25 protein-coding genes are annotated in these 22,112 nt (G+C 71.2%); 12 read left to right on the top strand and 13 right to left on the bottom strand.

Translation table 11 applies throughout. The features are described from left to right. The first annotated feature begins 34 nt into the window (after positions 1 to 34). A complete protein-coding gene (locus GGQ83_RS11965; RefSeq protein ID WP_184384232.1) occupies positions 35 to 451 on the top strand; it encodes a rhodanese-like domain-containing protein in 417 nt (138 codons plus the stop codon). A gap of 18 nt (positions 452 to 469) precedes the next feature. Here GGQ83_RS11965 and GGQ83_RS11960 read toward each other — a convergent pair whose 3' ends face one another. From GGQ83_RS11960 to GGQ83_RS11950, 3 genes are all read right to left on the bottom strand, one after another. Continuing rightward, positions 470 to 3,559 carry an efflux RND transporter permease subunit gene (locus tag GGQ83_RS11960; RefSeq protein WP_184384230.1) on the bottom strand — a complete coding sequence of 1,030 codons (3,090 nt, stop codon included), beginning with the start codon at positions 3,557 to 3,559 and terminating at the stop codon, positions 470 to 472. Next, complete coding sequence (locus GGQ83_RS11955; RefSeq protein WP_184384228.1) at positions 3,559 to 4,644, bottom strand: efflux RND transporter periplasmic adaptor subunit; 1,086 nt, start codon at positions 4,642 to 4,644, stop codon at positions 3,559 to 3,561. Before GGQ83_RS11955 ends, GGQ83_RS11960 begins: the two co-directional genes overlap by 1 nt. Positions 4,645 to 4,739: 95 nt before the next feature. Beyond that, entirely contained in the window at positions 4,740 to 5,351 is a 612-nt protein-coding gene (locus tag GGQ83_RS11950) for a TetR/AcrR family transcriptional regulator (RefSeq protein ID WP_184384226.1), read from the bottom strand. 132 nt (positions 5,352 to 5,483) lie between these two features. Here GGQ83_RS11950 and GGQ83_RS11945 point away from each other — a divergent pair, with 132 nt between their 5' ends. Then, positions 5,484 to 5,957, top strand: a complete 474-nt coding sequence (locus GGQ83_RS11945) for a DUF3237 domain-containing protein (protein WP_184384224.1) — start codon at positions 5,484 to 5,486, stop codon at positions 5,955 to 5,957. On the opposite strand, the gene GGQ83_RS11940 is transcribed toward GGQ83_RS11945, so the two are convergent. Then, positions 5,942 to 6,928: an NAD(P)-dependent alcohol dehydrogenase gene (locus GGQ83_RS11940; protein WP_207018156.1), complete on the bottom strand. Its 987-nt coding sequence runs from the start codon at positions 6,926 to 6,928 to the stop codon at positions 5,942 to 5,944. The genes GGQ83_RS11945 and GGQ83_RS11940 overlap by 16 nt on opposite strands. 158 nt (positions 6,929 to 7,086) lie before the next feature. Between GGQ83_RS11940 and GGQ83_RS11935 the strand changes: the two genes are divergently transcribed. Beyond that, positions 7,087 to 7,293: a hypothetical protein gene (locus GGQ83_RS11935; RefSeq protein ID WP_184384220.1), complete on the top strand. Its 207-nt coding sequence runs from the start codon at positions 7,087 to 7,089 to the stop codon at positions 7,291 to 7,293. Positions 7,294 to 7,300: 7 nt separating this feature from the next. Here GGQ83_RS11935 and mtnA read toward each other — a convergent pair whose 3' ends face one another. After that, on the bottom strand, positions 7,301 to 8,380 hold the full coding sequence (gene mtnA / locus GGQ83_RS11930) for an S-methyl-5-thioribose-1-phosphate isomerase (RefSeq protein WP_184384218.1): 1,080 nt from the start codon (positions 8,378 to 8,380) through the stop codon (positions 7,301 to 7,303). 94 nt (positions 8,381 to 8,474) lie between these two features. Here mtnA and GGQ83_RS11925 point away from each other — a divergent pair, with 94 nt between their 5' ends. Continuing rightward, complete coding sequence (locus GGQ83_RS11925; RefSeq protein WP_184384216.1) at positions 8,475 to 8,741, top strand: PepSY domain-containing protein; 267 nt, start codon at positions 8,475 to 8,477, stop codon at positions 8,739 to 8,741. Positions 8,742 to 8,769: 28 nt separating this feature from the next. On the opposite strand, the gene GGQ83_RS11920 is transcribed toward GGQ83_RS11925, so the two are convergent. Both GGQ83_RS11920 and GGQ83_RS11915 read right to left on the bottom strand, forming a co-directional pair. Next, positions 8,770 to 9,240, bottom strand: coding sequence for a UPF0262 family protein (locus GGQ83_RS11920; RefSeq protein ID WP_184384214.1), 471 nt, complete (start codon positions 9,238 to 9,240; stop codon positions 8,770 to 8,772). Between the two features lie 2 nt (positions 9,241 to 9,242). Then, positions 9,243 to 9,737 (bottom strand): DUF983 domain-containing protein, encoded by a 495-nt coding sequence (locus tag GGQ83_RS11915; protein WP_184384212.1) that lies wholly within the window; start codon positions 9,735 to 9,737, stop codon positions 9,243 to 9,245. An 84-nt stretch (positions 9,738 to 9,821) separates the two neighbouring features. Here GGQ83_RS11915 and GGQ83_RS11910 point away from each other — a divergent pair, with 84 nt between their 5' ends. Together GGQ83_RS11910 and GGQ83_RS11905 are read left to right on the top strand one after the other, a co-directional pair. Beyond that, positions 9,822 to 10,496, top strand: coding sequence for an aspartate/glutamate racemase family protein (locus GGQ83_RS11910; RefSeq protein WP_184384210.1), 675 nt, complete (start codon positions 9,822 to 9,824; stop codon positions 10,494 to 10,496). After that, entirely contained in the window at positions 10,493 to 10,891 is a 399-nt protein-coding gene (locus GGQ83_RS11905) for a ketosteroid isomerase-related protein (protein WP_184384208.1), read from the top strand. The genes GGQ83_RS11910 and GGQ83_RS11905 overlap by 4 nt, the downstream gene beginning before the upstream one ends. 58 nt (positions 10,892 to 10,949) lie before the next feature. Here the strand turns inward: GGQ83_RS11905 and GGQ83_RS11900 are convergent, their stop codons facing one another. Both GGQ83_RS11900 and GGQ83_RS11895 read right to left on the bottom strand, forming a co-directional pair. Then, positions 10,950 to 11,402 (bottom strand): cupin domain-containing protein, encoded by a 453-nt coding sequence (locus GGQ83_RS11900; protein WP_184384206.1) that lies wholly within the window; start codon positions 11,400 to 11,402, stop codon positions 10,950 to 10,952. A gap of 114 nt (positions 11,403 to 11,516) precedes the next feature. Further along, positions 11,517 to 12,329 (bottom strand): S49 family peptidase, encoded by an 813-nt coding sequence (locus tag GGQ83_RS11895; protein WP_184384204.1) that lies wholly within the window; start codon positions 12,327 to 12,329, stop codon positions 11,517 to 11,519. A 45-nt stretch (positions 12,330 to 12,374) separates the two neighbouring features. Here GGQ83_RS11895 and GGQ83_RS11890 point away from each other — a divergent pair, with 45 nt between their 5' ends. The 3 genes from GGQ83_RS11890 to GGQ83_RS11880 all read left to right on the top strand — a co-directional run bounded on the left by GGQ83_RS11890 (position 12,375) and on the right by GGQ83_RS11880 (position 14,519). Then, complete coding sequence (locus tag GGQ83_RS11890; protein WP_207018155.1) at positions 12,375 to 12,803, top strand: CoA-binding protein; 429 nt, start codon at positions 12,375 to 12,377, stop codon at positions 12,801 to 12,803. 85 nt (positions 12,804 to 12,888) lie between these two features. Beyond that, complete coding sequence (locus tag GGQ83_RS11885; protein WP_184384202.1) at positions 12,889 to 13,626, top strand: DUF2076 domain-containing protein; 738 nt, start codon at positions 12,889 to 12,891, stop codon at positions 13,624 to 13,626. Between the two features lie 53 nt (positions 13,627 to 13,679). Continuing rightward, a complete protein-coding gene (locus tag GGQ83_RS11880) occupies positions 13,680 to 14,519 on the top strand; it encodes a LysR family transcriptional regulator (protein WP_184384200.1) in 840 nt (279 codons plus the stop codon). 50 nt (positions 14,520 to 14,569) lie between these two features. Here GGQ83_RS11880 and GGQ83_RS11875 read toward each other — a convergent pair whose 3' ends face one another. From GGQ83_RS11875 to GGQ83_RS11860, 4 genes are read right to left on the bottom strand one after another with little or no spacing between them, the layout of a single operon-like run. Further along, the gene (locus tag GGQ83_RS11875) at positions 14,570 to 14,950 is read right to left on the bottom strand and encodes a VOC family protein (RefSeq protein ID WP_184384198.1); all 381 of its coding nucleotides are present in this window, start codon (positions 14,948 to 14,950) and stop codon (positions 14,570 to 14,572) included. Between the two features lie 11 nt (positions 14,951 to 14,961). Then, positions 14,962 to 15,816: a MaoC family dehydratase gene (locus GGQ83_RS11870; protein ID WP_184384196.1), complete on the bottom strand. Its 855-nt coding sequence runs from the start codon at positions 15,814 to 15,816 to the stop codon at positions 14,962 to 14,964. Further along, positions 15,813 to 17,903, bottom strand: a complete 2,091-nt coding sequence (locus GGQ83_RS11865) for an acetate--CoA ligase family protein (RefSeq protein WP_207018153.1) — start codon at positions 17,901 to 17,903, stop codon at positions 15,813 to 15,815. Before GGQ83_RS11865 ends, GGQ83_RS11870 begins: the two co-directional genes overlap by 4 nt. A gap of 27 nt (positions 17,904 to 17,930) precedes the next feature. Beyond that, on the bottom strand, positions 17,931 to 19,010 hold the full coding sequence (locus tag GGQ83_RS11860) for a M20/M25/M40 family metallo-hydrolase (RefSeq protein ID WP_184384194.1): 1,080 nt from the start codon (positions 19,008 to 19,010) through the stop codon (positions 17,931 to 17,933). Between the two features lie 50 nt (positions 19,011 to 19,060). Between GGQ83_RS11860 and GGQ83_RS11855 the strand changes: the two genes are divergently transcribed. The 3 genes from GGQ83_RS11855 to GGQ83_RS11845 are packed head-to-tail and all read left to right on the top strand — an operon-like array spanning position 19,061 to position 22,112. Beyond that, positions 19,061 to 20,179 carry a pyridoxal-phosphate dependent enzyme gene (locus GGQ83_RS11855; protein ID WP_184384192.1) on the top strand — a complete coding sequence of 373 codons (1,119 nt, stop codon included), beginning with the start codon at positions 19,061 to 19,063 and terminating at the stop codon, positions 20,177 to 20,179. Continuing rightward, the gene (locus GGQ83_RS11850) at positions 20,179 to 21,675 is read left to right on the top strand and encodes a M81 family metallopeptidase (RefSeq protein WP_184384190.1); all 1,497 of its coding nucleotides are present in this window, start codon (positions 20,179 to 20,181) and stop codon (positions 21,673 to 21,675) included. Before GGQ83_RS11855 ends, GGQ83_RS11850 begins: the two co-directional genes overlap by 1 nt. Continuing rightward, on the top strand, positions 21,666 to 22,112 hold the full coding sequence (locus GGQ83_RS11845) for a hypothetical protein (RefSeq protein ID WP_184384188.1): 447 nt from the start codon (positions 21,666 to 21,668) through the stop codon (positions 22,110 to 22,112). Before GGQ83_RS11850 ends, GGQ83_RS11845 begins: the two co-directional genes overlap by 10 nt.

The raw sequence follows: 22,112 nt of genomic DNA, 5'->3' as shown, positions 1-22,112 counted from the left end.
CCATCCTCTTGGCAAAGCAAGGCAGGAGAGCCCCATGACCCATGTCCCCGACGTCTCCCCCCAGGCCGCCTGGGAGGCGCTCAAGACCGACCCGAATGCCGTGCTGGTGGATGTCCGCACCGATGCCGAGTGGAACTTCGTGGGCCTGCCCGACCTGTCGGAGCTGGGGAAGAAGGTCGTGCTGATCCCCTGGCAGATGTTCCCCACCATGCAGGTGAACAACCAGTTCACCGAGCACCTGCGCAAGGCGGGTGTCACGCCCGAAAGCCGCGTCTACTACCTCTGCCGCTCCGGCGCGCGCAGCCTGGCGGCGGGCCAGGCGGCGCAGGCGGCGGGCTTCCCGCAGGCCTTCAACGTGGCCGATGGCTTCGAGGGGCCGGTGGGGCCGGATGGCCATCGCGGCGGCGTGGCCGGCTGGAAGGCGGACGGCCTGCCCTGGGTGCAAAGGTAGGGGCGGGCGGGGCCACCCTCACTCCGCGGGCTCCAGCACCGCCGGCCGCGGGGCGGGCGCCGCCGGGCTGGCCGGGCGGTTGCGACCCAGCGCCAGGGCATGGATGGCCGGCACCACCACCAGCGTCGCCACCGTGCCCACCAGCAGCCCGCCGATCATCGCGATGGCCATGGGCCCCCAGAAGACCGAGGTGGTCAGCGGGATGAAGGCGAGGATGGCGGCCAACGCCGTCAGGATCACCGGCCGCGCGCGGCGGACGGTGCTCTCGATGATGGCCTCGCGCAGCGGCAGGCCCGCCGCCTGGTCCTGCTGCACCTGGTCCACCAGGATGAGCGTGTTGCGCATCACCATGCCCGCCAGCGCGATCACGCCCAGCAGCGCCACGAAGCCGAAGGGCGCGTCCATCAGCAGCAGCGCGGCCGCCGCCCCCGGAATGCCCAGCGGTGCGGTGGCCATCACCAGGGCCATGCTGCCCAGGCTTCGCAGCTGGATCATCAGCAGCGTGACCATCACCGCCACCATCACGGGGAACATCGCGAGCAGCGATGCATTGGCCTTCGCACTCTCGCCCGCCGCACCGCTCACCTCCATGCGATAGCCGGGGGGCAGCGCTGCCACGAAGGGGGCCAGCACGGGCAGGGCGGCCGCCGTCACGTCGGGCGCCTGCAGGCCGGGACGGATTTGCGACTGCACGGTGATGAAGGGCTCGCGGTTGCGGCGCCACAGGATGGGCTCCTCCATCACCGGCACCAGGCGCGCCACCTGCGAGAGCGGCACGGCCCCCGCGGGCGTGGCCAGCGTCAGGTCGCCCAGCCGGTCCAGGCCCGCGCGTTCCTCGGGCGTGGCGCGCAGCCGCACCGCCACCTCGCGCGTGCCCTCGCGCACCGAGGTCGCGTCCACGCCCGACAGCAGCGTGGCGAGCGAGGTGGCCACCGCCTGGGGCGAGAGGCCGAGCTGCGCCACGCGCTCGCGGTCCAGTTCGAGGCGCAGCGCGGGCGCGCGTTCGCTCCAATCGGTCTGGAGGGACACCGTGCCGGGGACGGTGCGCAGCAGCGCGATCATCCGGTCGGCCTGTTCGCGCAGCATGTCGGGGTCGGGGCCGGTGATGCGGAAGGCCACGGGGAAGGCCACGGGCGGGCCGAAGTCGAGGCGCGAGACGCGCACCCGCGCCTCGGGGAAGGCGCCGTCATCCGTGAGCCGGATCAGCCTTTCGCGCAGGCGTTCGCGCGCGGGCACGTCGCGCGTGACGATGATGAGCTTGGCGAAGTTCTCATTGGGCAGGTCGGGGTTGAGTGCCAGGAAGAAGCGCGGCGCGCCGGCGCCCAGATAGGTGGTGAAGTGGACGGCGTCGGCATCGCCCTCGACGGCCTGCTCCATGCGCCGCGCCACCGCCTCGGTGGCGGCGAAGGAGGCGCCCTGGCGCAGGTTGATGTCCACCAGCAGTTCGAGGCGCTGCGAGGCCGGGAAGAACTGCTTCTTGGTGGCGGCCATGCCGGCGAAGCCCGCCGCCATCAGCACCAGCAGTGCCGACAGCGTCAGCAGCCGGTTGTTCACCGTCCAGGTCACGCCGCGCCGCAGCAGCCGGTACCAGCGGCCGTCATGCACGTCATGGCCATGGTGGTTCGGCGTCACGCGCAGCAGCTTGGCGCCCAGCCAGGGGGTGAAGATGATGGCGACCACCCAGCTCGCGACCAGCGCGGCCCCCACCACCCAGAAGATGCCGCCCGCATATTCGCCCGAAGTGGACGCTGCGAAGCCCACCGGGATGAAGCCGGCCACGGTGACGAGCGTGCCCGTCAGCATCGGCCCCGCCGTGCTGGTCCAGGCGAAGCCCGCGGCCCGCACCTTCTCCCACCCCTGTTCGAGTTTCACCGCCATGGCCTCGATGGCGATGATGGCGTCATCCACCAGCAGGCCGAGCGCCAGGATCAGCGCGCCGAGCGAGATGCGCTCCAGCTCCGTGCCCCGCCAGGCCATGAAGAGGAAGACGAAGGAGAGGGTGAGCGGCACGGCCAATGCCACGATGATGCCCGCCCGGAAGCCCAGCGAGAGGAAGGAGACCAGCAGCACCACGCCCAGTGCCGCCGCCAGCTTCAGCAGGAACTCGTTCACGCTTTCGGCCACGATATGCGGCTGGTCGGCCACGGCGGAGAGCGTCAGCCCCAATGGCAGCTCGGCGCGGATGGCAGCGAGTTCCGCGTTCAGCGCCGTGCCCAGCCGCAGCACGTCATGCCCGGGGCGCTTGGTCAGGCCCAGCAGCACGGCGGGTTCGCCCATGTGGCGGATGGACTGGGAGGGCGGGTCCGCCAGGCCGCGGGTGATGGTGGCGATGTCGCCCAGGCGGATGCTGGTGCCGCCGGCGGCGATGGGGATCTCCGAGATGCTGGCCATGCCGTCCAGCCCCTCGGGCAGGCGCAGGTTCACGCGGGTGGTGCCGGTCTCGACCTCGCCCGCGGGTGTGACGGGGTTGTGGCGCGCCAGGGCGTCGCTGATGGCCTGGGGCTGGATGCCCAGGGTGGCGAGGCGCGCATGGCTGATCTCGACATGGATGCGCTGCGTCTCCTCGCCGAAGAGCGTGACCTTCTCCACACCCTCCACGCGGCGCAGCCGGTCGCGCAGGCGCTCGCCCTGGCGGACCAGTTCGGCATTGTCGGCGCCGCGCAGCGCCAGCACGCCGGAATAGACGTCCGAATACTCGTCGTCGAAGAAGGGGCCGCGCACGCCCGTGGGCAGGGTGTGGCGGATGTCGCCCACCCGCTTGCGGACCTGGTACCAGAGTTCGGGCACCAGGCGCGGCGGCGTGTCGTCGCGCAGCAGCACGGTGGTGGTGGCCACACCGGGCCGGCTGTAGGTCTGCAGCACGTCGAGCCAGGGCAGGCCCACGAGGCGCGCCTCGATGCGCTCGGCCACCTGGTTCTGCATCTCCTCGGCCGTGGCGCCGGGCCAGGCGGTGGAGACGACCATGACCTTCAGCGTGAAGGCCGGGTCCTCGGCGCGGCCGAGCTTGGTCCATGCCCAGGCGCCGGCGACCAGCAGCAGCACCATGGCGAAGAGGGTGAGCTGGCCCTGCCGGATCGCCGCCTCGCTCGGGTTGAAGCGGCCGAACATCAGCGCAGGCTCCCGGCCAGGCGGCTGTCCACGGCGCGCACCCGCGCCTCGGGCATGAGAAGCTGGGCGCCCATGGCGACGATGGGCGTGCCTTCCGGCAGGGCGGCGCGGATGGTGGCGGCCTGGGCGGTGAGCCCCACCACCGTCACGGGTTCGGACACCACGCGCCCCTCGGGGGTGATGCGCCAGACCATGGGGCCCTGGCCACGGTCATGCAGCGCGCCCAGCGGCACGCGGGCCAGCGGGGTGGCGGCCGCCTGGGTACCGAGGGTGATGGTGGCCGTCATGCCCAGGCGCGCCCATTCGGGTGGCTCGCTGAGCGTGAAGCGGGCGGCATAGGTGCGCAGCGTGGGGTCGGCGCTGGCCGCCACCTCGCGCAGGCGGGCGGGCAGGGCGGTATCGGGCCGCGCCCAGAAGCGCAGGGTGGCCTCGGCGGTGCCGGTGCGGTCCTCGGGCAGCTGCACCAGCACCTCGACCTCGCTGGGGTCCGCGAGGCGCAGCACGGGCGTGCCTTCGGCCACCACCTGCCCCGCCTCGCCCAGGATGGCGGTGACGAGGCCGGCGCCCGGCGCGCGCAGCGTGGCGTAGTCGAGGCGGTTCACCGCGAGGTCGCGCTGGGCGCGGGCGGCGGCGAGGCGTTGCGCGGCACTGCGGGCGGTGGCGTCGCGCGCCTCGTGGAAGGCGCGGGCCACATGGCCGGCGGCGAGCAGCTGGCGGGAGCGGGCGGCCTCGGCCGCGGCCTGGATGGAGCTGGCCTCGGCGGAGAGCACCTCGGCCTCGGCGGCGGCAAGGGAGAGTTCCAGGTCGCGCGCCTCAAGCCGGAACAGGGGCTGGCCGGCCGTCACCTCGGCGCCCAGATCCACCAGCCGTTCGGCGATGCGGCCGGAGGCGCGGAAGGCGACATCCGCCTCACGCCGGGCGCGCAGCGTGCCGGTGAAGGCAGGGCCGGCCTCGGCGGGGAGATGGGCGATGCGGGCGGCCTGAACGGCGCGGGGCGCTTCCTCGGGCGGCGGGGCGCTGGATTCCGCCTGGGGCATGCAGGCCGAGAGCAGCAGGACCGCGGGGATGAGGGCAAGGCGTGTCATGGGAGGAGGCTCCGTCGCTGGAGCGTGATTATGCTATCCTCTGACGATTTTCAACATTCATCAGTCAACAAATAATCTATGACAAGGCTCGTACATCAGCCGGGTACGCGCAGCGCGTCCATGAGAAGGTCCATCGCCTCCTCCAGCTCCTGCTCCATGGCCTCGGGCGATTCCCCATGGCTCAGGCAATCCGCGATCAGCAGCGGATGCATCCAGATCATGGTGCAGTGGTTCAGGGCGACCGCCGTGCGACCGGGGTCACGCCGGCGGAAATGCCCGGCCTCCATGCCCTCCGCCAGCAGCCCCGCCAGGATGGTCCGCACCGTTTCCACGAAGCGCTCGATCACGCCCCAATGTTCGGCCATGGCGGCGGCCACCATGTCATGCAGGCGTTGCTCGCTGATGAAGAGGTCCCGGTCGCGCACATGCAGCAGGCGCAGGATGGCGCGGATGCGCGCCTCCGCCGTGCCGGGGCCGGCGGCCAGGTCACGCACCTCGGTCTCAATGCCCGTCAGCAGCCGCTGTGCGATGGCCTCGTTGATGGCGCTCTTGGACGGGAAGAAGCGATACACATTGGCCGGCGACATGCCGCATTCGCGCGCGATGTCGGCCACCGCCGTCTTCTGGTAGCCCAGGCGGCGAAACAGGCCTTCCGCCGCGTCCGCGATACGGGCGCGCGTGATGGCCTGGCTGTCGGGCATGTTCATGGGGCTACCACCGGCGCAAGAGAAGAGTGACGAAATTCGTCATCCAACATGGGCCTCAGTCGCCCTCCGGCGCAAGCCCCACCTTCCCCCTATTCGTCGCAGCGGGCAGGATCGCGCAGGAGGAAACACGAAATGACCCAACCGCTTCCGCTCATTGTCGAGCACATCTTCACCATGGACATCACCGTGGGCGCCCCGCAGATGGCGGGGAAGGGCGCCGACGGGATGGACCTTCGCATCGTCCCCGTGACTGGCGGCGTGGTCTCCGGCCCCGCCCTGCAGGGCGAGGTGCTGGGCGGCACGGCGGCCGACTGGCTGCGCGTGGAGGCCGATGGCACCGCCCATATCGACGTGCGGCTGACCATCAAGGCGGCCTCGGGCGGCCTGGTCTATGTGCAATATGCCGGCATCCGCACGGGGGCGCCCGAGGTGCTGGCGCGCCTGGGCGCCGGCGAGGCCGTGCCCGCCAGCGACTACTACTTCCGCACGCTGATGCGCTTCCAGACCGCGGCACCCGATCTGGCCTGGCTGAACCGCACGCTGGGCGTGGGCGTGGGCCAGCGGCCGCCCTCCGGGCCGCGCTATGACGTCTATGCGGTGAGGTAGGGCGCCCCCAGCACCACCACACTGCCGCGCTTGCGCCCGCTATCGGCGCGCGCATGCGCCTCGGGCAGGGCGTCGAAGGGCAGGATGCGGTCAATCAGCGGGCGGAACGCGCCCGTGTCGGCCAGCCCGGCCAGCGCCTCCAGGTCGTCGAGGCGCTCTTCGGCAGGGCCGGCCAGGATCCGCCGGCCGCCGCGGTTGCGCGCCAGCATGGCCCCGAGCCCGGCATTGATGGCCAGATAGCGCCCGCCCTCGGCCAGCAGCGCCTGGGCCCGCGCCCAGTCCAGCGCCCCGGCGGGGTCGGCGATCACGTCCCAGGCCTCGCCCGAGGGCGGCAGGGGCGCGGCATGGTAGTCGCGCGGCTCGGCGCCCAGCGCCGCGACGAGGGCGAGGTTGGGGGCGCTGGTCATCCCCGTCACCCGTGCGCCCGCGAGCCGCGCGAGCTGCACCAGCGCGCTGCCCACCGTGCCCGAGGCGCCGATGACCAGCACGCGCTCACCCGCGCGCAGCCCCGCGCGGCGCAGGAAGTGCCGCGCCGTGCTGCCGCCGAAGGCCAGCGCCGCCGCCGCCTCCAGGGGCATGGAAGCCGGGCGCGGGACCAGGCGGCCCTTGGCCGGCATGCGCGCGAACTCGGCATGGCCGCCCATGCGCGCGCCCGGAAAGCCGATCACGGCATCGCCCTCGCGGAAGCGGGCCACCCCCGCGCCCACCGCGGCGACGATTCCGGTGAATTCCGCCCCCAGCACCGGGTTTCGCGGACGTGTGATCCCGAAGACCGCGCGCAGGATGGGCCCCATGCCGCGCGGCACGTCCAGCGCGCGGATGCGCCGGTCCGCGCTGGAGACGGTGGTGGCCTCGACGCGCATCAGCACCTCGCCGGGGCCGGGCGGGCGGAGCGGCAGTTCGCGCAGGTCCAGCACCTCGGGCCCGCCATAGGCGCGGGCGCACCAGGCGCGCATGGTCTTGGGCAGCAAAGGGTGTCTCCTCGCGTCAGGGGTGTCAGGTCCGCGCCCCAAGCCCCGCGCCTCACGCATGGTAACATGCCCATCGGGACATGCGCGGCCATGAAATCGCCCCATCATGTCCGTCATGCCGCCCCTTCCCAAGGGCAGTCTCGCCCTTGGAGAACAGCATGATTCAGCGCCTTGGCCTTATCCTTGTCCTGTCCGGCCTGGTCCTCATCCTTGGGGTGGTGGGCCTGATGCTGACCGACGGCATTACCCCCGGCCGCTTCGCCCCCGGCTTCGCCGCCATCGGCGCGGCGCTGGGGGGCGTGCTGCTGGTGGTGGGCCTCTTCTCGCTCGAACGCGGGCGGGACCAGGGGCCGGAGTTGGGTTGACGCCCGCTCAGGCCTTTTCGGGGTAGAGCGCCAGCAGCGACGCCTCATCCGCCGCGCAACGCCCGCGCTCGGTGATCAGGCCCGTGACCAGCCGCGCCGGCGTCACGTCGAAGGCGGGGTTGGCGGCCTCGCTGCCCGCGGCCACCACCCGCACCGTCTCGATGCGCCCATCGGCGGTGCGGCCGGTCAGTTCCGTCACCTCGGTGCCGCTGCGTTCCTCGATGGGGATTTCCGCCACCCCGTCGCGCACGCGCATGTCCAGCGTGGAATGGGGCAGGGCCACCCAGAAGGGCACGCCATTGTCGCGCGCGGCCAACGCCTTGAGGTAGGTTCCGATCTTGTTGGCCACGTCGCCCGTGCGGGTCACGCGGTCGGTGCCGACGATGACGATGTCCACCTCGCCATGCTGCATGTAGTGGCCGCCCGCATTGTCGGCGATGACGGTGTGCTTCACGCCATGCGCGCCGAGTTCGAAGGCCGTCAGCGCGGCCCCCTGGTTGCGCGGCCGCGTCTCGTCCACCCAGACATGCACATCGAGCCCCGCATCATGCGCCATGTAGATGGGGGCGAGTGCGGTGCCCCAGTCCACGGTGGCGAGCCAGCCGGCATTGCAATGCGTCAGCACGTTCACGCGGCCTTTCTTCGCCGCGATCTCCTGCAGCAGGGGCAGACCGTTCTCGCCGATGCGGCGGCAGGTCTCGGCATCGTCATCGGCGATGGCGGCGGCCTCGGCATAGGCGGCGGCGGCGCGGGCCTCGGCGGGCAGGTTGTGCAGCTTGGCCCGCTGCCGGTCGAGCGCCCAGCGCAGGTTGATGGCGGTGGGCCGCGTCTCCGCCAGCGCCTCCAGCACGGCATCGAGCTGGCCGGCGTCCTCGCGCATGGCCAGCGCCACGCCATAGGCCGCGACGGCGCCGATCAAGGGCGCGCCGCGCACCTGCATGGAGCGGATGGCGTGCGCCGCCTCCTGCCAGGTGGTCAGGCGCAGTTCCTCCACCATCCAGGGCAGCTTCGTCTGGTCGAAGATGCGCACGCCCCAGCCATCCGCATCGAGCCAGACGGAGCGATAGGCGACGCCGTTGATCTTCATCGTGCAACCTTCCGGTACCACATGGGTTGGCAGGGAAACCGGCCCCTAGATGCGCGTCTTCGTGTCCGGGGCCAAGCCGCCAGAAGGAATTTCCATGAACCGTCGTTTTCTCGCCGCCGCCGCGCTGGGTGCGGGCCTTCTTCTCTCCGGCCCCGTGCTGGCCGATCAGGACCGCCCGCCCGCTGGCAGCCTCGCGGCCTCCGAGGTGCTGCGCCAGGTGGAGCAGCGGCCGGACTTCGCCTCGCTGCACGACATGGAGTGGGATGATGACGGCTACTGGGAGATCGAATACGTGACGCGCGACGGCGGCAAGCGCACCGTGCGCCTCGACCCGCGCACCGGCGCGCCGCGCAGCCGCTGACCCTGAGGCCGGCGGGTGTGGCGATGGGTCACACCCGCTGGTGCAGCGCCGCGATCAGGGTGAAGAGGCGCCGCGCCGTCTCGAAATCCACCGCGATCCGGCCTTCCAGCCGCGACATCAGCAATTCGGCCGCCTCGTTGTGGAGGCCCCGCCGGCCCATGTCGATGGCCTGCACCCGCGCCTCCATGGCGCCATGGGTCACGGCCTCCTCGTGGTTTTCCACCAGCATCAGGTAGTCCTTGATGAGGCGGCGGAAGGGGCCGAGCGACAGCACGATGGCCCGCAGCGCCACGTCATCCGCCCGCCGCACATCCAGCACCAGCCGCCCCTCGCGCACCATCAGGTGAAGGGCGAAGGGACCCTCGCCCATGCCGGCGGGGTCGAAGCGGTTGCCGCGGAGAAGGTCCTCGATGGCCTGGCGGCGATCGGCCTCGGCATAGGCGGAGGGGGGCGGCGGGGCGTCGGGCAGTTCGATCCGCACCAGATGACGGTCGGGCACCTTCAGGTCCTGGGGTCTTCGGCCAGGCGCGGATTGGCCTCGGGCGGCGGGCGCTGGTCATTGCCCGTGATGCCCAGCCGCAGCATCAGCCCCACCGTGGCCCCCTTCACCGGGCGCAGCATCAGCGTGGTGGCGATGGTGATCAGCGGCAGCCACACCACCATGTGCAGCCAGATGGGCCAGCCCCAATGCCGCTCCACGAACAGGATCGGCGGCAGCAGCAGATGGCCCACGATGAAGATGGTGAAATAGGGCGGCGCGTCATCGGCGCGCAGCTGGCCCAGCGGCGCGTGGCAATGGCCGCATTCCTCGGCCACGCGCAGGAAGCCCGCGAAGACCTTGCCCTCGCCGCAGACCGGGCAGCGGTTGTTGGCGCCGCGCCACAGGGCCGTGGCGAAGGGCGGCCGCGGATAGCCGGGCGGCACCGCCGCGCGGGGCGGGGACCAATGGATCGTCTCGTGGATCGTCTCGGCTGGGGTCGGCGGTGTGGGGGTCATGTTGCGATGCACAAAAGGGCGGACAGGAATGGGCCTTCGAAAAGATCATGGCAAGGAAAACCGCGCGATGCCATGCTTGACCACATGAGTGAGCGCATCCTTGTCATCAATCCGAACACTTCGCATGCCTGCACCGCCGGGATTGCGGAGGCCGTCTCCTCCTTCAACGCGCCCGGAATGCCGCGGTTGGAGGTGATGCAACTCGCCGATGACGAAGGCCCGCCCGCCATCGTCACCTGGCGCGACTGGTTCGCCGTGGCCGAACCGCTCTGCCGCACCATCGAGCGCGAGGCGGCCGCGGCCTACATCATCGGCTGCGTGAGCGACCCGGGGCTGGAGGCCGCGCGCACCGTGACCGACAGGCCGGTGCTGGGCATGTTCCGCTGCGCCGTGGCGGCTGCCCTGACGCGCGCCGAGCGCTTCGGCGTGGTGGGCTTCACCTGGCGCTCGGAGCAGCGGCAGCGGCGCGCCCTGCAATCCATGGGGGTGGAGGGCCGCATGGCGGGCTGGGTGCCGCTCGATTTGCCCATGGAGGTGCTGACCGACCCCGTGGCCCCCCAGGCGCGCATCGCCGAAGCCTGCCGGCGACTCGCTGCGGACGGCGCCGAAGTCATCATCCTGGGCTGCGCCGGCATGGCGCGGCATGTGGCCGTGGCGGCCGAGGCGTCGGGCCTGCCGGTCATCGAACCTTGCCAGGCGGCGGCGGCGGCCGCGCAGCTTGCCGTCATCGGCGCCCGCCAGCCGGCATTGACGGCGTGAGCGGCGCGGAGGTGCTGCGGCGCTACTACGCCGCCTTCAATGCGGGCGACTGGGACGGGATGGCCGCGCTGCTGACCGAGGATGTGGCCCATGACGTAAACCAGGGCGGGCGCGAGACGGGCCGCGCCGCCTTCCGCGCCTTCCTCGACCGCATGGCCCACCACTATGCGGAGCGGGTGGAGGATCTGGTGGTCATGGACAGCGCGGATGGCGCCCGCGCGGCCGCCGAATTCACCATCCATGGCCGCTATCTTGTGACGGATTCCGGCCTGCCGGAGGCGCGGGGGCAAGCCTACGCGCTGCCGGTGGGCGCCTTCTTCGAGATCGCGGACGGGAAGATCGCCCGCGTCACGAATTTCTACAATCTGAAGGAGTGGATCGCGCAGGTCGGGTAGTGGATTGCCGGGCGGCTGATTCACGCCTCCGGTGATTCCACCGAAGGCGATCAGACGCTCACACCCACTCCGGCTCCTTCACCGGGTCCAGCTCGATGTTCACCACCACCTCCTCCGTGCCGCTGCGGACCAGGACGCAGTGCAGTTCCTCGGTATCGGAGGCGTTCAGTTCCTGGTGGGGCACATAGGGCGGCACCTGGAAGAAGTCGCCGGGGCCGGCCTTGGTGATGAATTCCAGCCGGTCGCCCCAGCGCATCAGCGCATGGCCGCGCACGATGTAGATGATGCTCTCCAGCGGCCCGTGATGGTGCGCGCCCGTCTTGGCGCCGGGCCGGATCAGGTTCGTGCCGGCCCACAGATGCGTGGACCCGGTCTTGCTGCCGCTGATGGCGGCCATGCGTCCCATGCCCTGCGTCTCGGGTGTGTCGGCGCTGCGCTCGGCGGAGAGGACGCGGCGGATGCCGTGGTGGCGCCAATAGGCGCCGGACTGCTTGATGGAACCGTCGGGCATTTTCACATCCTATGATCGTGCATTCATGGGCGGCATTTTACCCGCCCGATGTGGAATGTCACGCCTTGAAAGCAAAATTCCGCCAGATCAAATCACGTTACTTTTTCGGTGAATCTATAACCCCAATCGCGCCCAGGCGGCCCGCTCCTGCGCCACCTGCGCCGCCCCCTCCAGCAGCGCGGCACCGCCCCCCAGCAGCGAGAAGGGAAAGCGCCGCCGCCGGGGGCCGATGGGCACCAGCCGCGCCGTCTCGCCATAGCGGCGCCTGGCCTCGCCGAGCGCGTCGCCCAGCCCGTCGCACAGTCCCAGCGCCAGCGCCCGCCGCCCGGCCCAGAAGCGGCCGGTGAACAACTCCTCCTCCGGCGCGCGCAGCTTCGCACCGCGCCGGGCGCGCACCCAGTCCTTGAACTCGGTGTGCAGCTCCTCCAGCAGGGCGTCGAGGCGCGCGGTGTCCTCCGGGCGCTGGGGCTGGAAGGCGTCGTTCAGCGTCTTCTCGGTGCCGGCGGTGCGCAGGCGGCGTTCGACGCCCAGCCGCGCGATGGCCTCCTGGAAGCCGAAGCCCGAGGACACCACGCCGATCGAGCCCAGGATGGAGGCCGGGTCCGCCACGATCTCATCGGCCGCGCAGGCGATCCAGTAGCCGCCCGAGGCCGCCGCATCCTCGCACACCGCGATGACGGGCTTCTTCTTCTCCTCCGCCAATTGCCGGATGCGGTTCGCGATCAGCGCCGACTGCACGGGCGAGCCGCCCGGCGAGTTGATGGCGAGGAACACCGCCGGCGCGCGCTTCATGGCGAAGGCGCGCTCCAACAGGGGCGCCACGCCCGCCAGGTTCATGCCGCTGATCAGCCCGCCGCGGGCGGCGATCATCCCCTCCAGCCGGACCAGGGGGATGACGGGGGGGCGGGCGCGAAAGGGAATCCACATGGGGCCAAGATGCCCCCCCGGTGCGCTGGCGCAAGCTGTGCCCATATGGGCGGTATGGAAAACACGCGCGACATCCTGCTGGCCACGCGGCGCATCGCCCTGGTCGGCGCTTCCGACAAACCGCACCGTTCTTCACATGCGGTGATGGGTTTCCTGCTGGCCCGTGGCTACGACGTGATGCCCGTCAATCCCGTCCTCGCGGGCCGGGAGATCCATGGCCGGCGCGTGGTGGCGAGCCTGGCCGAGGCCGGTCCGCTGGACATGGTGGACATCTTCCGCCGCAGCGAGGAGGCGGGGGCGGTGATGGACGAGGCCATGGCGCTCGGCGCCCGCACCCTCTGGCTGCAGCTTGGCGTGGTGGACGAGGACGCCGCCGCCCGTGCCCGCGCCAAGGGGCTGGCCGTGGTGATGGACCGATGCCCCGTGATCGAGTGGGGCGCCCACGCGTTGCCACCCCGTGTGATCCCTGCATGAACTTCTTGAAATCTACCCTCCCTTGTTCCACTTGCTGCGGCGTGGCGAACGGGCGATGCGCCCCCCGCCCAGAGAGAGGACACCCATGACCGACGAAGAGCGCCGGATCATCACCGACTACGTTCTGCGCGTGGCCGGCGCGCAGCCCACTTCCCCTGGCCAGGCCGCCCCGGGGCGCATGCCCAACACGGGTGCCGCCGCGGCCCAGCCCCTGCCGCCGGTGGAGCCCCAGGCCGATGCGCTGATCGCGGAGCTTTTCGCCAAGCACCCCGAGGCGCGCTTCCGCATCACCCAGACCGCCTTCGTGCAGGAGCACGCGCTGGTGGCCGCCCAGAACCGCATCCAGGAACTGGAGTGGGAGGTGGAGAAGGCGCAGCGCGAGGGTCAGGCCGCGCAGAACCGCGGCTTCTTCGGCTTTGGCGGGCAGAAGCCCGTTGCCATGCCGCCGCGCCCGGAGCCGCAATTTCCGCCCGGCCACAACCCCCAGGCCCTGCAGGGCCGCCAGGGTCCGGGCTTCCTCGGCACGGCCATGATGACCGCGGCCGGTGTCGCCGGCGGCATGGTGCTGGGCAACATGCTCATGGGCATGATGGGCGGCGGCGGCGCGCAGGCGGCCGGCGCGTCCGGCGGCGATTTCGGGCAGGAGGCCGTCCCTTCTTCCTCGCCCTGGACCGACCCGGGGGCCGCGGCCGAGCAGCAGGGCTGGGGCACGCCCCAGCAGGATGCCGGCGGCGGCTATGACGATGTGGGCGGCCAGGACGCGCACGGCGCCTATGATGATGGCGGCTTCGACGATGGCGGCGGCTTCGACGACGACCTCTGAGCCCTGACCGGCCCTTTGTCTTTGCGCGTGGGGAGGGGATAACCCTCCCCACCATGCGGATTCCCGACCTCGACCTCGACCTGCTGCGCGGCTTCGTCACCGTGGCGGAGCGTGGCGGCTTCACCGCGGCCGGGCAGGCGCTGGGCCTCACCCAATCGGCCATCAGCCTGAAGGTGAAGCGGCTGGAGGACCTGCTGGGCGGCCCCGTCTTCCTGCGCGGCGCCAAGCGCGTGGCCCTCACCCCCGAGGGCGAGACCCTGCTGGCCTATGCCCGCCGCATGCTGGCGCTGAACGAGGAGGCGGTGCGCCGCTTCGTCAGCCCCCCCGTGGAGGGACGGCTGCGCCTGGGGGTGGCCGACCATTTCGTGCCGCGCCACCTGGCGCCCGCGCTCGCCCGCCTCTCCCGCACCTGGCCCGAATTGCGGATCGAGGTGGAGGTGGGCCGCAGCCACGAACTCCGCGCGCGCCTGGCGCGGGAGGAGCTGGACCTCGTTCTGGGCAAGCGGCGCGATGGCGAGACGGAAGGCCGCGTGATCTTCACCGAGGCGGTGGTCTGGGTGGCCGCGCCCGACTTCACGGCACCCCCCGGACGGCCCTTGCCGCTGGCCATGCTGCCGCAGGGGTGCATGTTCCGCGACCGCGCGCTGACGGCGTTGGCGCGGGCGGGCGTGGCGTCGGAGGTGGTCTATACCTCGCCCAGCCTCATGGGTGTCGCGGCCGCGGCCGAGGCGGGTTTCGCCGCCAGCGTCATGGGCCGCACCGGCCTGCCCGAGGGGCTGGTGGAACTGGACCACCTGCCCCCCTTGGGCACCGCCGAGATGTGCCTCTTCGGCGATGCCGCCGGGCAATCGCCCGTGGTGGAGCCGCTGCTGGAGTGGCTGCGGGGGGTGTGAGCTGAGCGGCCGATTCACGGCCCCGGCGTGCCGCCGAAGCCGATCGGACGCTAGGCCGCGCTGCGTTCCAGCAGCTCGATCGAGATGTTCTCCGGCCCCTTGATGAAGCAGATGTGGATGCCGGGGCGCGCCTCATTGGGCTCCATGGTGAAGACCACGCCCTTGGACTTCAGCTCCGCCACCACGCCATCCAACCCCTTCACCGCGAAGCCGAAATGGTCAATGCCGTGGTTCAGCCCATCGGGCGCCGCAAGGTCCGACGCGTCCGCCTGGGTGATCAGGATGGTGGCGCCGCCCAGCTTCACATCCACCCGCGGCTTGCCCGTGGTGATGCGGCCGGTGATGGCGCCGCCCAGCATGTCCACGAACCATTGCGCGGCGGCCTCATGGTCGGCCGTGCGGAGGTGGATGTGGTCATAGGTGAGGTTCATGGGATGTCCTTTCAGGCGAAGCGGAAACGGCCATTGCTGACCACGACGATGTCGCGCTCGACGACGCGGGCGCGGAAGGCGGCCCCGCCTTCCTCGCGCCAGATCTCGGTGCGGATGGTCTCGCCCGGGAAGACGGGCGAGGAGAAGCGCAGATCCATCCGCCCGAAGCGCGTCACGTCATAGGCGCAGAGTTCGCGCAGCAGGGCGTGGCAGACCACGCCGAAGGTGCAGAGCCCGTGCAGGATGGGGCGGGGGAAGCCCGCCTTCGTCGCCACGTCGGGGTCTATGTGCAGCGGGTTGAAGTCGCCGTTCAGCCGGTAATAGGCCGCCTGCTCGGGGCGGGTGGCCAGGTCGCAGGTGATCTCGGGCGCGCCCGCGGGCTCGGGGTGCGGGGGCTTCACGGGGCCCGACTTGCCGCCGAAGCCGCCATCGCCGCGCGCGAAGGTGGTGCTCTCCAGGGTCGCGATTTTCTCGCCCGTGGCGGCGTCCACCACCACGCGGTCGGAATAAATCAGGGCGCCCTTGCCGGGCCCGCGATCCACGATGCCGGTGACGCTGGACCGCCCGATGATCTCGCCCGAGACGGGAACGGGCCGGTGCAGGATGAGCGACTGCTCGCCATGCACCACCTTCACCCAATCCACCCCCGTGTCCGGCGCCTTCAGCCAGAAGCCCGGATAGCCCAGCACCACGGGCATGGAGGGCAGGGCGGTCATCTGTGGTTCGTAGGTGTAGGGAAGCTGGGCCTTGTCCATCGGGTCCTGGCCCAGGCCCACGCTGAGGTTGTACAGCGCCACATCCTGCCAGCGCAGCACCTGGCGGATTTCGGGGATGGGGTAGTTCAGCAGGTGCTGTTCGTTGATCACGGCGTGATCTCCAGCACGGCGTCGGCGGCATAGGCGCCTTCACCCTCGGGCAGCACCAGCAGCGGGTTGATGTCCACGCCCGCGAGGCGCGGCCCGGCGGCGGCGGCGAAGGCGGAGAGGTTGGCCAGCGCCTTGGCCAGCGCGGCCACATCCGCCTTGGGCCGACCCCGCGCGCCATCGAGCAGCGGGAAGCCCTTCAGCGAGCGGATCATCTGCTCGGCCTCCGCCTCGCCGAAGGGGCAGCGGCGGAAGGCGACATCCTTCAGCACCTCGATGAAGATGCCGCCCAGGCCCACCATGGCGACGGGCCCGAAGACCGGGTCGCGCAGGATGCCGAGCGCCATCTCGGTGGCACCCTTGATCTGCTTGGCGACGAGAACGCCCTCGATATGCGCGGTGGGCGCCTTTTCCCCCGCGCGGCGCAGCAACGTCGAAAAGCCCTCGCGCACGGCGTCCAGGCTGTTCACGTCCAGCAGCACGCCGCCGATCTCGCTCTTGTGGAGGATGTCGGGCGAGAGGATCTTCATCACCACCGGGAAGCCGAATTCGCGCGCGGCGGCGATGGCCTGGTCCACATCGGCGCAGGCGCGCTCGGGCACGGCGGGAATGCCGGCGGCGGTGAGGATGCGCTTGCCCTCGGCCTCGGTCGGCGTCTTGGCGGGCAGCGTCACGGCCGGCGCGGCGGGCGGCGCGCTGGCCACGCGCGCGAAGGCCTCGCCGAAGCGGCCCATGGCGTGCAGGGCGGCGACGGCCCGCGTCGGGTCCTCATAGATCAGGAAGCCGTCGGCCTCGTATTCGCGCACCATCTCGTCCGAGGCGATGATGCACAGCGCCCAGAGCCGGTCCGGATGGTCCTTCATCACGGCCTTCATCTGCGCCCGCACCTTGGGCGCATTGGTCTTGGACCCGCCCACCTGGGTGAAGAAGCCGAGGCAGGAGGTGTAGCCGCCTTCCTCCACCATGGAGCGCGTGAATTCGCCGATGAGCTCGATCTGGTTGAAGGCCTGGGCGGTGCAGTCCACCGGGTTGCGCGGGGCGCAGAAGGGCACGAAGCCGCGCAGCTTGGCCTGCGCCGCCTCCGGCATGGCGGGCATGGGGAAATCCAGGCTTTCCGCCACGTCCGAGATCAGCACGCCCGCGCCGCCGGAGACGGTCATCACGCCCAGCGTGTTCTGCACGGGGAAGATGCGCTTGGTCGCCGTATAGGCGATATCCAGCAGTTCCTCCGTGTTGCGCGCGCGAACCACGCCGTATTCGTTGAGCACCGCATCCGTCACCGCGTCATCGCCCGCGATGGAGGCGGTGTGGGACTGCGCGGCGGCGCCGCCCAGTTCGCTCTTGCCCACCTTCATCATCACGATGGGCTTGCGGTTCCGGCGCGCGAGGTCCAGCGCGGCCAGGAACTTCTCGCTGTCGCGGATGCCCTCAGCATAGGCGCAGATCACGTCCACATCCGGCGAATGCGCCATCCAGCCCAGCACGTCGCCCAGCGCCACCTCGGCCTCGTTGCCCGTGGTGACGACGACGCCCGTGCCGATGCCGCGCTTGCGCGCCAGCGAATAGACATGGGTGCCATAGGCGCCCGACTGGGACGCAATGCCGATGCGCCCCGCGATGGGCCAGCCCTGCTCGAAGCTCGACGAGAAGATCGGGTAGAAGCCGATCGCGTCATTGAAGAGCCCCAGGCAGTTCGGCCCCAGCATGCGGATGCCATGGCGCTTGGCCGCCGCCACCATGCGTGCCTGGGCGGCGGCGCCCTTCTCATCCACTTCCGCGAAGCCCGCGGTGAAGACGATGGCGGCCTTGGTGCCCTTCTGGCCCAGCGCCTCGATGGCCTCGATGGCGGCCTCGCCCGGCACCGCGATCAGGCCGACATCCGGCGTCTCGGGCAGGCTCGCCACATCGGCGAAGGCCTTGATGTCCTGCACGGAAGGCCGCTTCGGGTTCACCGGGAAGATGGTGCCCTGGAAGCCGCGCGCCTTCATGTAGGCGATGGGCCGGCCGCCGATGCGCGTCGCATCATCCGAGGCGCCGATGATGGCGATGGAGCGCGGCCGGATCATCGGGTCGAGGGTGGAGAAATCCATGTGACAGTTTCCGTGTGTTCTTGTTCGTCAGGCGTCGAGCAGGCGGCGCAGCACCGGCACCGCCCGATTGAGGTCGTCCAGCGGCACATGCTCATGCGGCGTGTGGGCGGTGGCCATCACCGAGGGCCCCAGCACCACGCAGGGCGCCAGCGCCTGCAACTCCGAGGCATCGGTGCCATAGGGCGCAGTGCGGGGGGCGGCATTGGTGGCGCGCATGGCCGCGCGGACCAGCGGGTGGTCCTCGGGCAGTTCGGGCGGGCGGCCCTCATAGGCCTCTTCCAGCGTGATGCCGTTGGCGCGGGCGGCGCGGCGCATGGCGTCCACCACGGGCGCAGGGTCCACGCGCGCGGAATAGCGGAACTTGATGCGGGCCGTGGCGCGCGGCACCGTCACGTTCACCGCCGTGCCGTGATTGTCCAGCACCAGGTTGAAGTCGCTGAAGGGCGGGTCATAGGCGGGGTCCTGCAGCGTCTCATCCTGGCGCAGCCGCTCGAACATGGCCCGCGCCTCGACCAGGAAGGGGATCAGCGCCCAATTGGCGTTCACCCCCTGGCCGGTGGAGGAGTGTTTCTGCACGCCCTCGGCCGTCGCGGTGAAGAGCACATGGGCGCGGTGGCCGCGCACCGGGATCAGCGCCGTGGGCTCGGCCACCACGATGCCGCGCAGCTCGGCGCGGCGGGCCAGCGCGGATTGCTCGGCGATGAGGCGGGCGCCCTGCTTGGTGGTTTCCTCATCGGTGGTCAGCAGCAGGGTGGCGCGGGGGGCGGCGCGGGCGGCCATGACGCAGGCCGCGACCGGTCCCTTCATGTCCACGCTGCCCAACCCGTGCAGCACCCCGTCGCGGATGTCGCCGGACCATGGGTTGGTGGTCCAGCCCGTGTCGGGCACCGTGTCCATGTGGCCGGACAGCGCGATGCCGCCCGGCCCGCCCTTGTGCGCCACGATCACGCATTTCGGCACGCCGGCGGGGTCGGTGAAGTCCAGCCGCTCCACCTCGAACCCCTCCAGCTCCGCGACCAGGCGCTCGGCCACGGCCAGGTTGGACACGAAGCTGCGGCTGTCCATCCGCACAAGTTCGGCGGCCAGCCGCGCGAGGTCGTTTTCCATGGGCGCGAGGCTTGCCCGAAGTGCCTCGCCGCGCAACCCTCCCGCCCCGCATGACCCAGTATCTCGACCCCCGCACCGGCACGGCCTATCCCCTCGAAACCCCCCGCTGGTGCGGCGAGGGCAGGGCGCCCCTGCTGCTCACCGACCTGCCCGGCATCGGGCGCGACGACATCGCGACGGGGGTGCGGAGCATCTGGCGCTACGCCGCCGCCTTCCCCTTCCTGCCGCGCGCCCCCATCACCCTGGGCGAAGGCTGCACGCCGCTGATCGAGATGGCGCTTCCCGCCGGCACGGCCCTGCTGAAATGCGAATGGTTCATGCCGACGGGCAGCTTCAAGGACCGCGGGGCCTCGGTGATGCTCTCCCTGCTGCGCGAACAGGGCATCACCGCCGTGCTGGAGGACAGCTCGGGCAATGGCGGGGCGGCCGTCAGCGCCTATGCGGCGGCGGGCGGCATGGCGGCCACCATCTTCGTCCCCGCCAGCACCTCGCCCGCCAAGACGGTGCAGAGCCGGGCGGCCGGCGCCGCCATCACCCTCGTGCCCGGCAGCCGGCAGGATTGCGCGGAAGCGGCCGAGCGCGAGGCCGAGCGCATCTTCTACGCCAGCCACAACTGGCACCCCTTCTTCCTGCAAGGCACCAAGACGCTGGCCTATGAGCTGTGGGAGGATCTGGGCTTCGTGGCGCCGGACAACGTGATCATCCCCTGCGGGGCGGGGTCGAACGTGCTGGGGCTGTATATCGGCTTCTCGGAATTGCTGCGGGCGGGGCAGATCGAACGCCTGCCGCGTCTCTTCGCCGCCCAGCCGGCGCATTGCGGGCCCATCGCGCGCGCGGCCCTCGGCCTGCCCGCCGAGGCGGCGCGCCCCACCATCGCGGAGGGCACCGCCATCGCCCAGCCGCTGCGCCTGCCCGAATGCGTGGCGGCATTGCACCAGTCGGGCGGGGGTGCGGTATTGCTGGAGGAGGGCGAGATCGCCGACGCCTCCTTGATGCTGGCCCGCCGCGGCATCTATGTGGAACCCACCTGCGCGCAGGCCGCCGCGGGATTCGCGCGGCTGCTGGCGTCAGGCCAGATCGCGCCGGGCGAAAGCACGGTGGTGGTCCTGACCGGCACCGGGCTGAAGGCCACGCCGCGCTACGCCGAGATGCTGGGGGTCGAGATCTGATGAAACGCGTGGCCCTCCTGGGCTTTTCCATCGAGTGCAACCGCTTCGCCCCCGTGGCGATGGAGGCCGACTTCGCCGCGCGCTGCCTGCTGCGCGGCCCGGCCATCCTGGAGGATTCCCGCAGCCCCGCCCCCCGCGCGCTGGGCGAGATGCCGGGCTTCATCGCCGACATGGACGCCGCCGGCCCCTGGCAGCCCCACCCCTTGCTGCTGGCCATGACCGAGCCCAACGGGCCTGTGGACCACGCCTTCTTCCAGCGCCTGATGGATGAGTGGCGCGAGGGCCTGCGCCTGCTGCGTGGCCGGGTGGATGGCGTCTATTGCGTGATGCATGGCGCCGGCCTCACCACGGTGCTGGACGACCCCGAAGGCGCCATCCAGGCGCTGATCCGCGCCGAGCTGGGCGAAGTGCCGCTCGTGTGCAGCTACGACCTGCACGTGAATGTCAGCGACGCCAATGTGGCGCTGAACGATGCCTTCGTGGGGTATCTCACCAACCCTCACCTGGACATGCGCGAGCGCGGCGCCGAATCCGCGCAACTGCTGCGCCGGCTGATGGCGGGGGAGCGTTTCGTGCGCGCCCATCGCCGCCTGCCCATCGTGCCGCCCACCGTCTCGCTGCTGACGGCGGCCGGGCCCTATGCGGAGGTGATCAACCTCGGCCAGGAGCGTCGGGCGGCCGATCCGCGCATCGTGAACGTCTCGGTCATGGCGGGCTTCGCCTATAGCGACACGCCCTTCAACGGCATGTGCGCCATCGTCACCGCCACCCACCAGGGCGCCGCCGATGCGCTGGCCGATGAACTGGCCGAGGCGCTTTGGGCGCGCCGCGCGCGTTTCGTGGCCGCGCTGACGCCCATCGAGGAGGCGACGCAACGGGCACTCACCACCGACGTGCCGCTCGCCTTCGCCGATGTGGCCGACAACCCCGGCGGCGGCGGGCGCGGCAACACCATGTGGCTGCTGGAGGCCTTCCATCGCGCGGGTGTCGAGGGCGCGGTCTTCGGCGTGATCCATGACCCCGAATTGGCGCGCGAGGCCCATGCCAAGGGTGTCGGCGCCCGCTTCGAGGCCCGCTTCAACCGCGATTCCGGCCAGGACCCCTTCTCCCGCCCCTTCGCGGCGGAGGCCGAGGTGGTGGCGCTTTCCGATGGCAAGGTCACGGGGCGGCGCGGCATCTTCAAGGGCACCGCCATGCGCCTCGGCGCCACGGCGCGGCTGCGCCTGGGCGGCATCGAGGTGGTGGTGATCGAGGGCCGCACCCAATGCGCGGACCCGGCCTTCCTGGAGCACCTGGGCATTGACCTCGCGGCCGCGCGTGCCGTCGTGGTGAAGTCGCGCGGGCATTTCCGCGGCGGCTTCGACGAGTTCTTCGACCATGCGCGGATCGTGGAGGTGGATGCGCCGGGCCTCACCTCGCCCATCCTCTCGCGTTTTGAGTGGACCAGGCTGCCCCGCCCCGTCCTGCCGCTCGACGAGGAGAGCGCGTGGCGCTGAGGGTCCTTTTCACAGCCTTGCTGCTGGCCGCCGCCCCGGCCTGGGCGGAGGATGCCTTCTGCGAGGCCCTGCGCCGGGTCGTGGCCGCGGCGCCCGGCGATTTCCGGGACATCCCCGAGGGCGATGTGGTCTTTCCCGGCGCCCTGCGCAGCCTGCGCCAGACCGACTACGCGCCCGGGCGGGAACATGCTGCGAGCTTCCACGCGACGCTCGCCGAGCATGAGGAAACCCGCGCCCAGGCGCCGCGCCTCTACCGCCAGCTGCGCCGCGCCATTCCCGATTGCCTGCCCGAGGCCATCCTGTTGCGCGAAACCCGCGTGCCCGCGCAGCACGGCATCATCTGGACCTTGCCGGGGGCGGAGGTGGAAATGCTGCTGGACCGCCCGCCCGGGGCAGGAAACTACGCCCTCGAAATCGCCGTGCTGAGGTTGCGCTGA

This window comes from Roseococcus suduntuyensis (assembly GCF_014196305.1).
Classification (GTDB): Bacteria; Pseudomonadota; Alphaproteobacteria; order Acetobacterales; family Acetobacteraceae; genus Roseococcus; species Roseococcus suduntuyensis.
The sequence above is the reverse complement of the archived record's forward strand: the minus strand, read 5'-3'. Positions and strand labels throughout refer to the sequence as shown.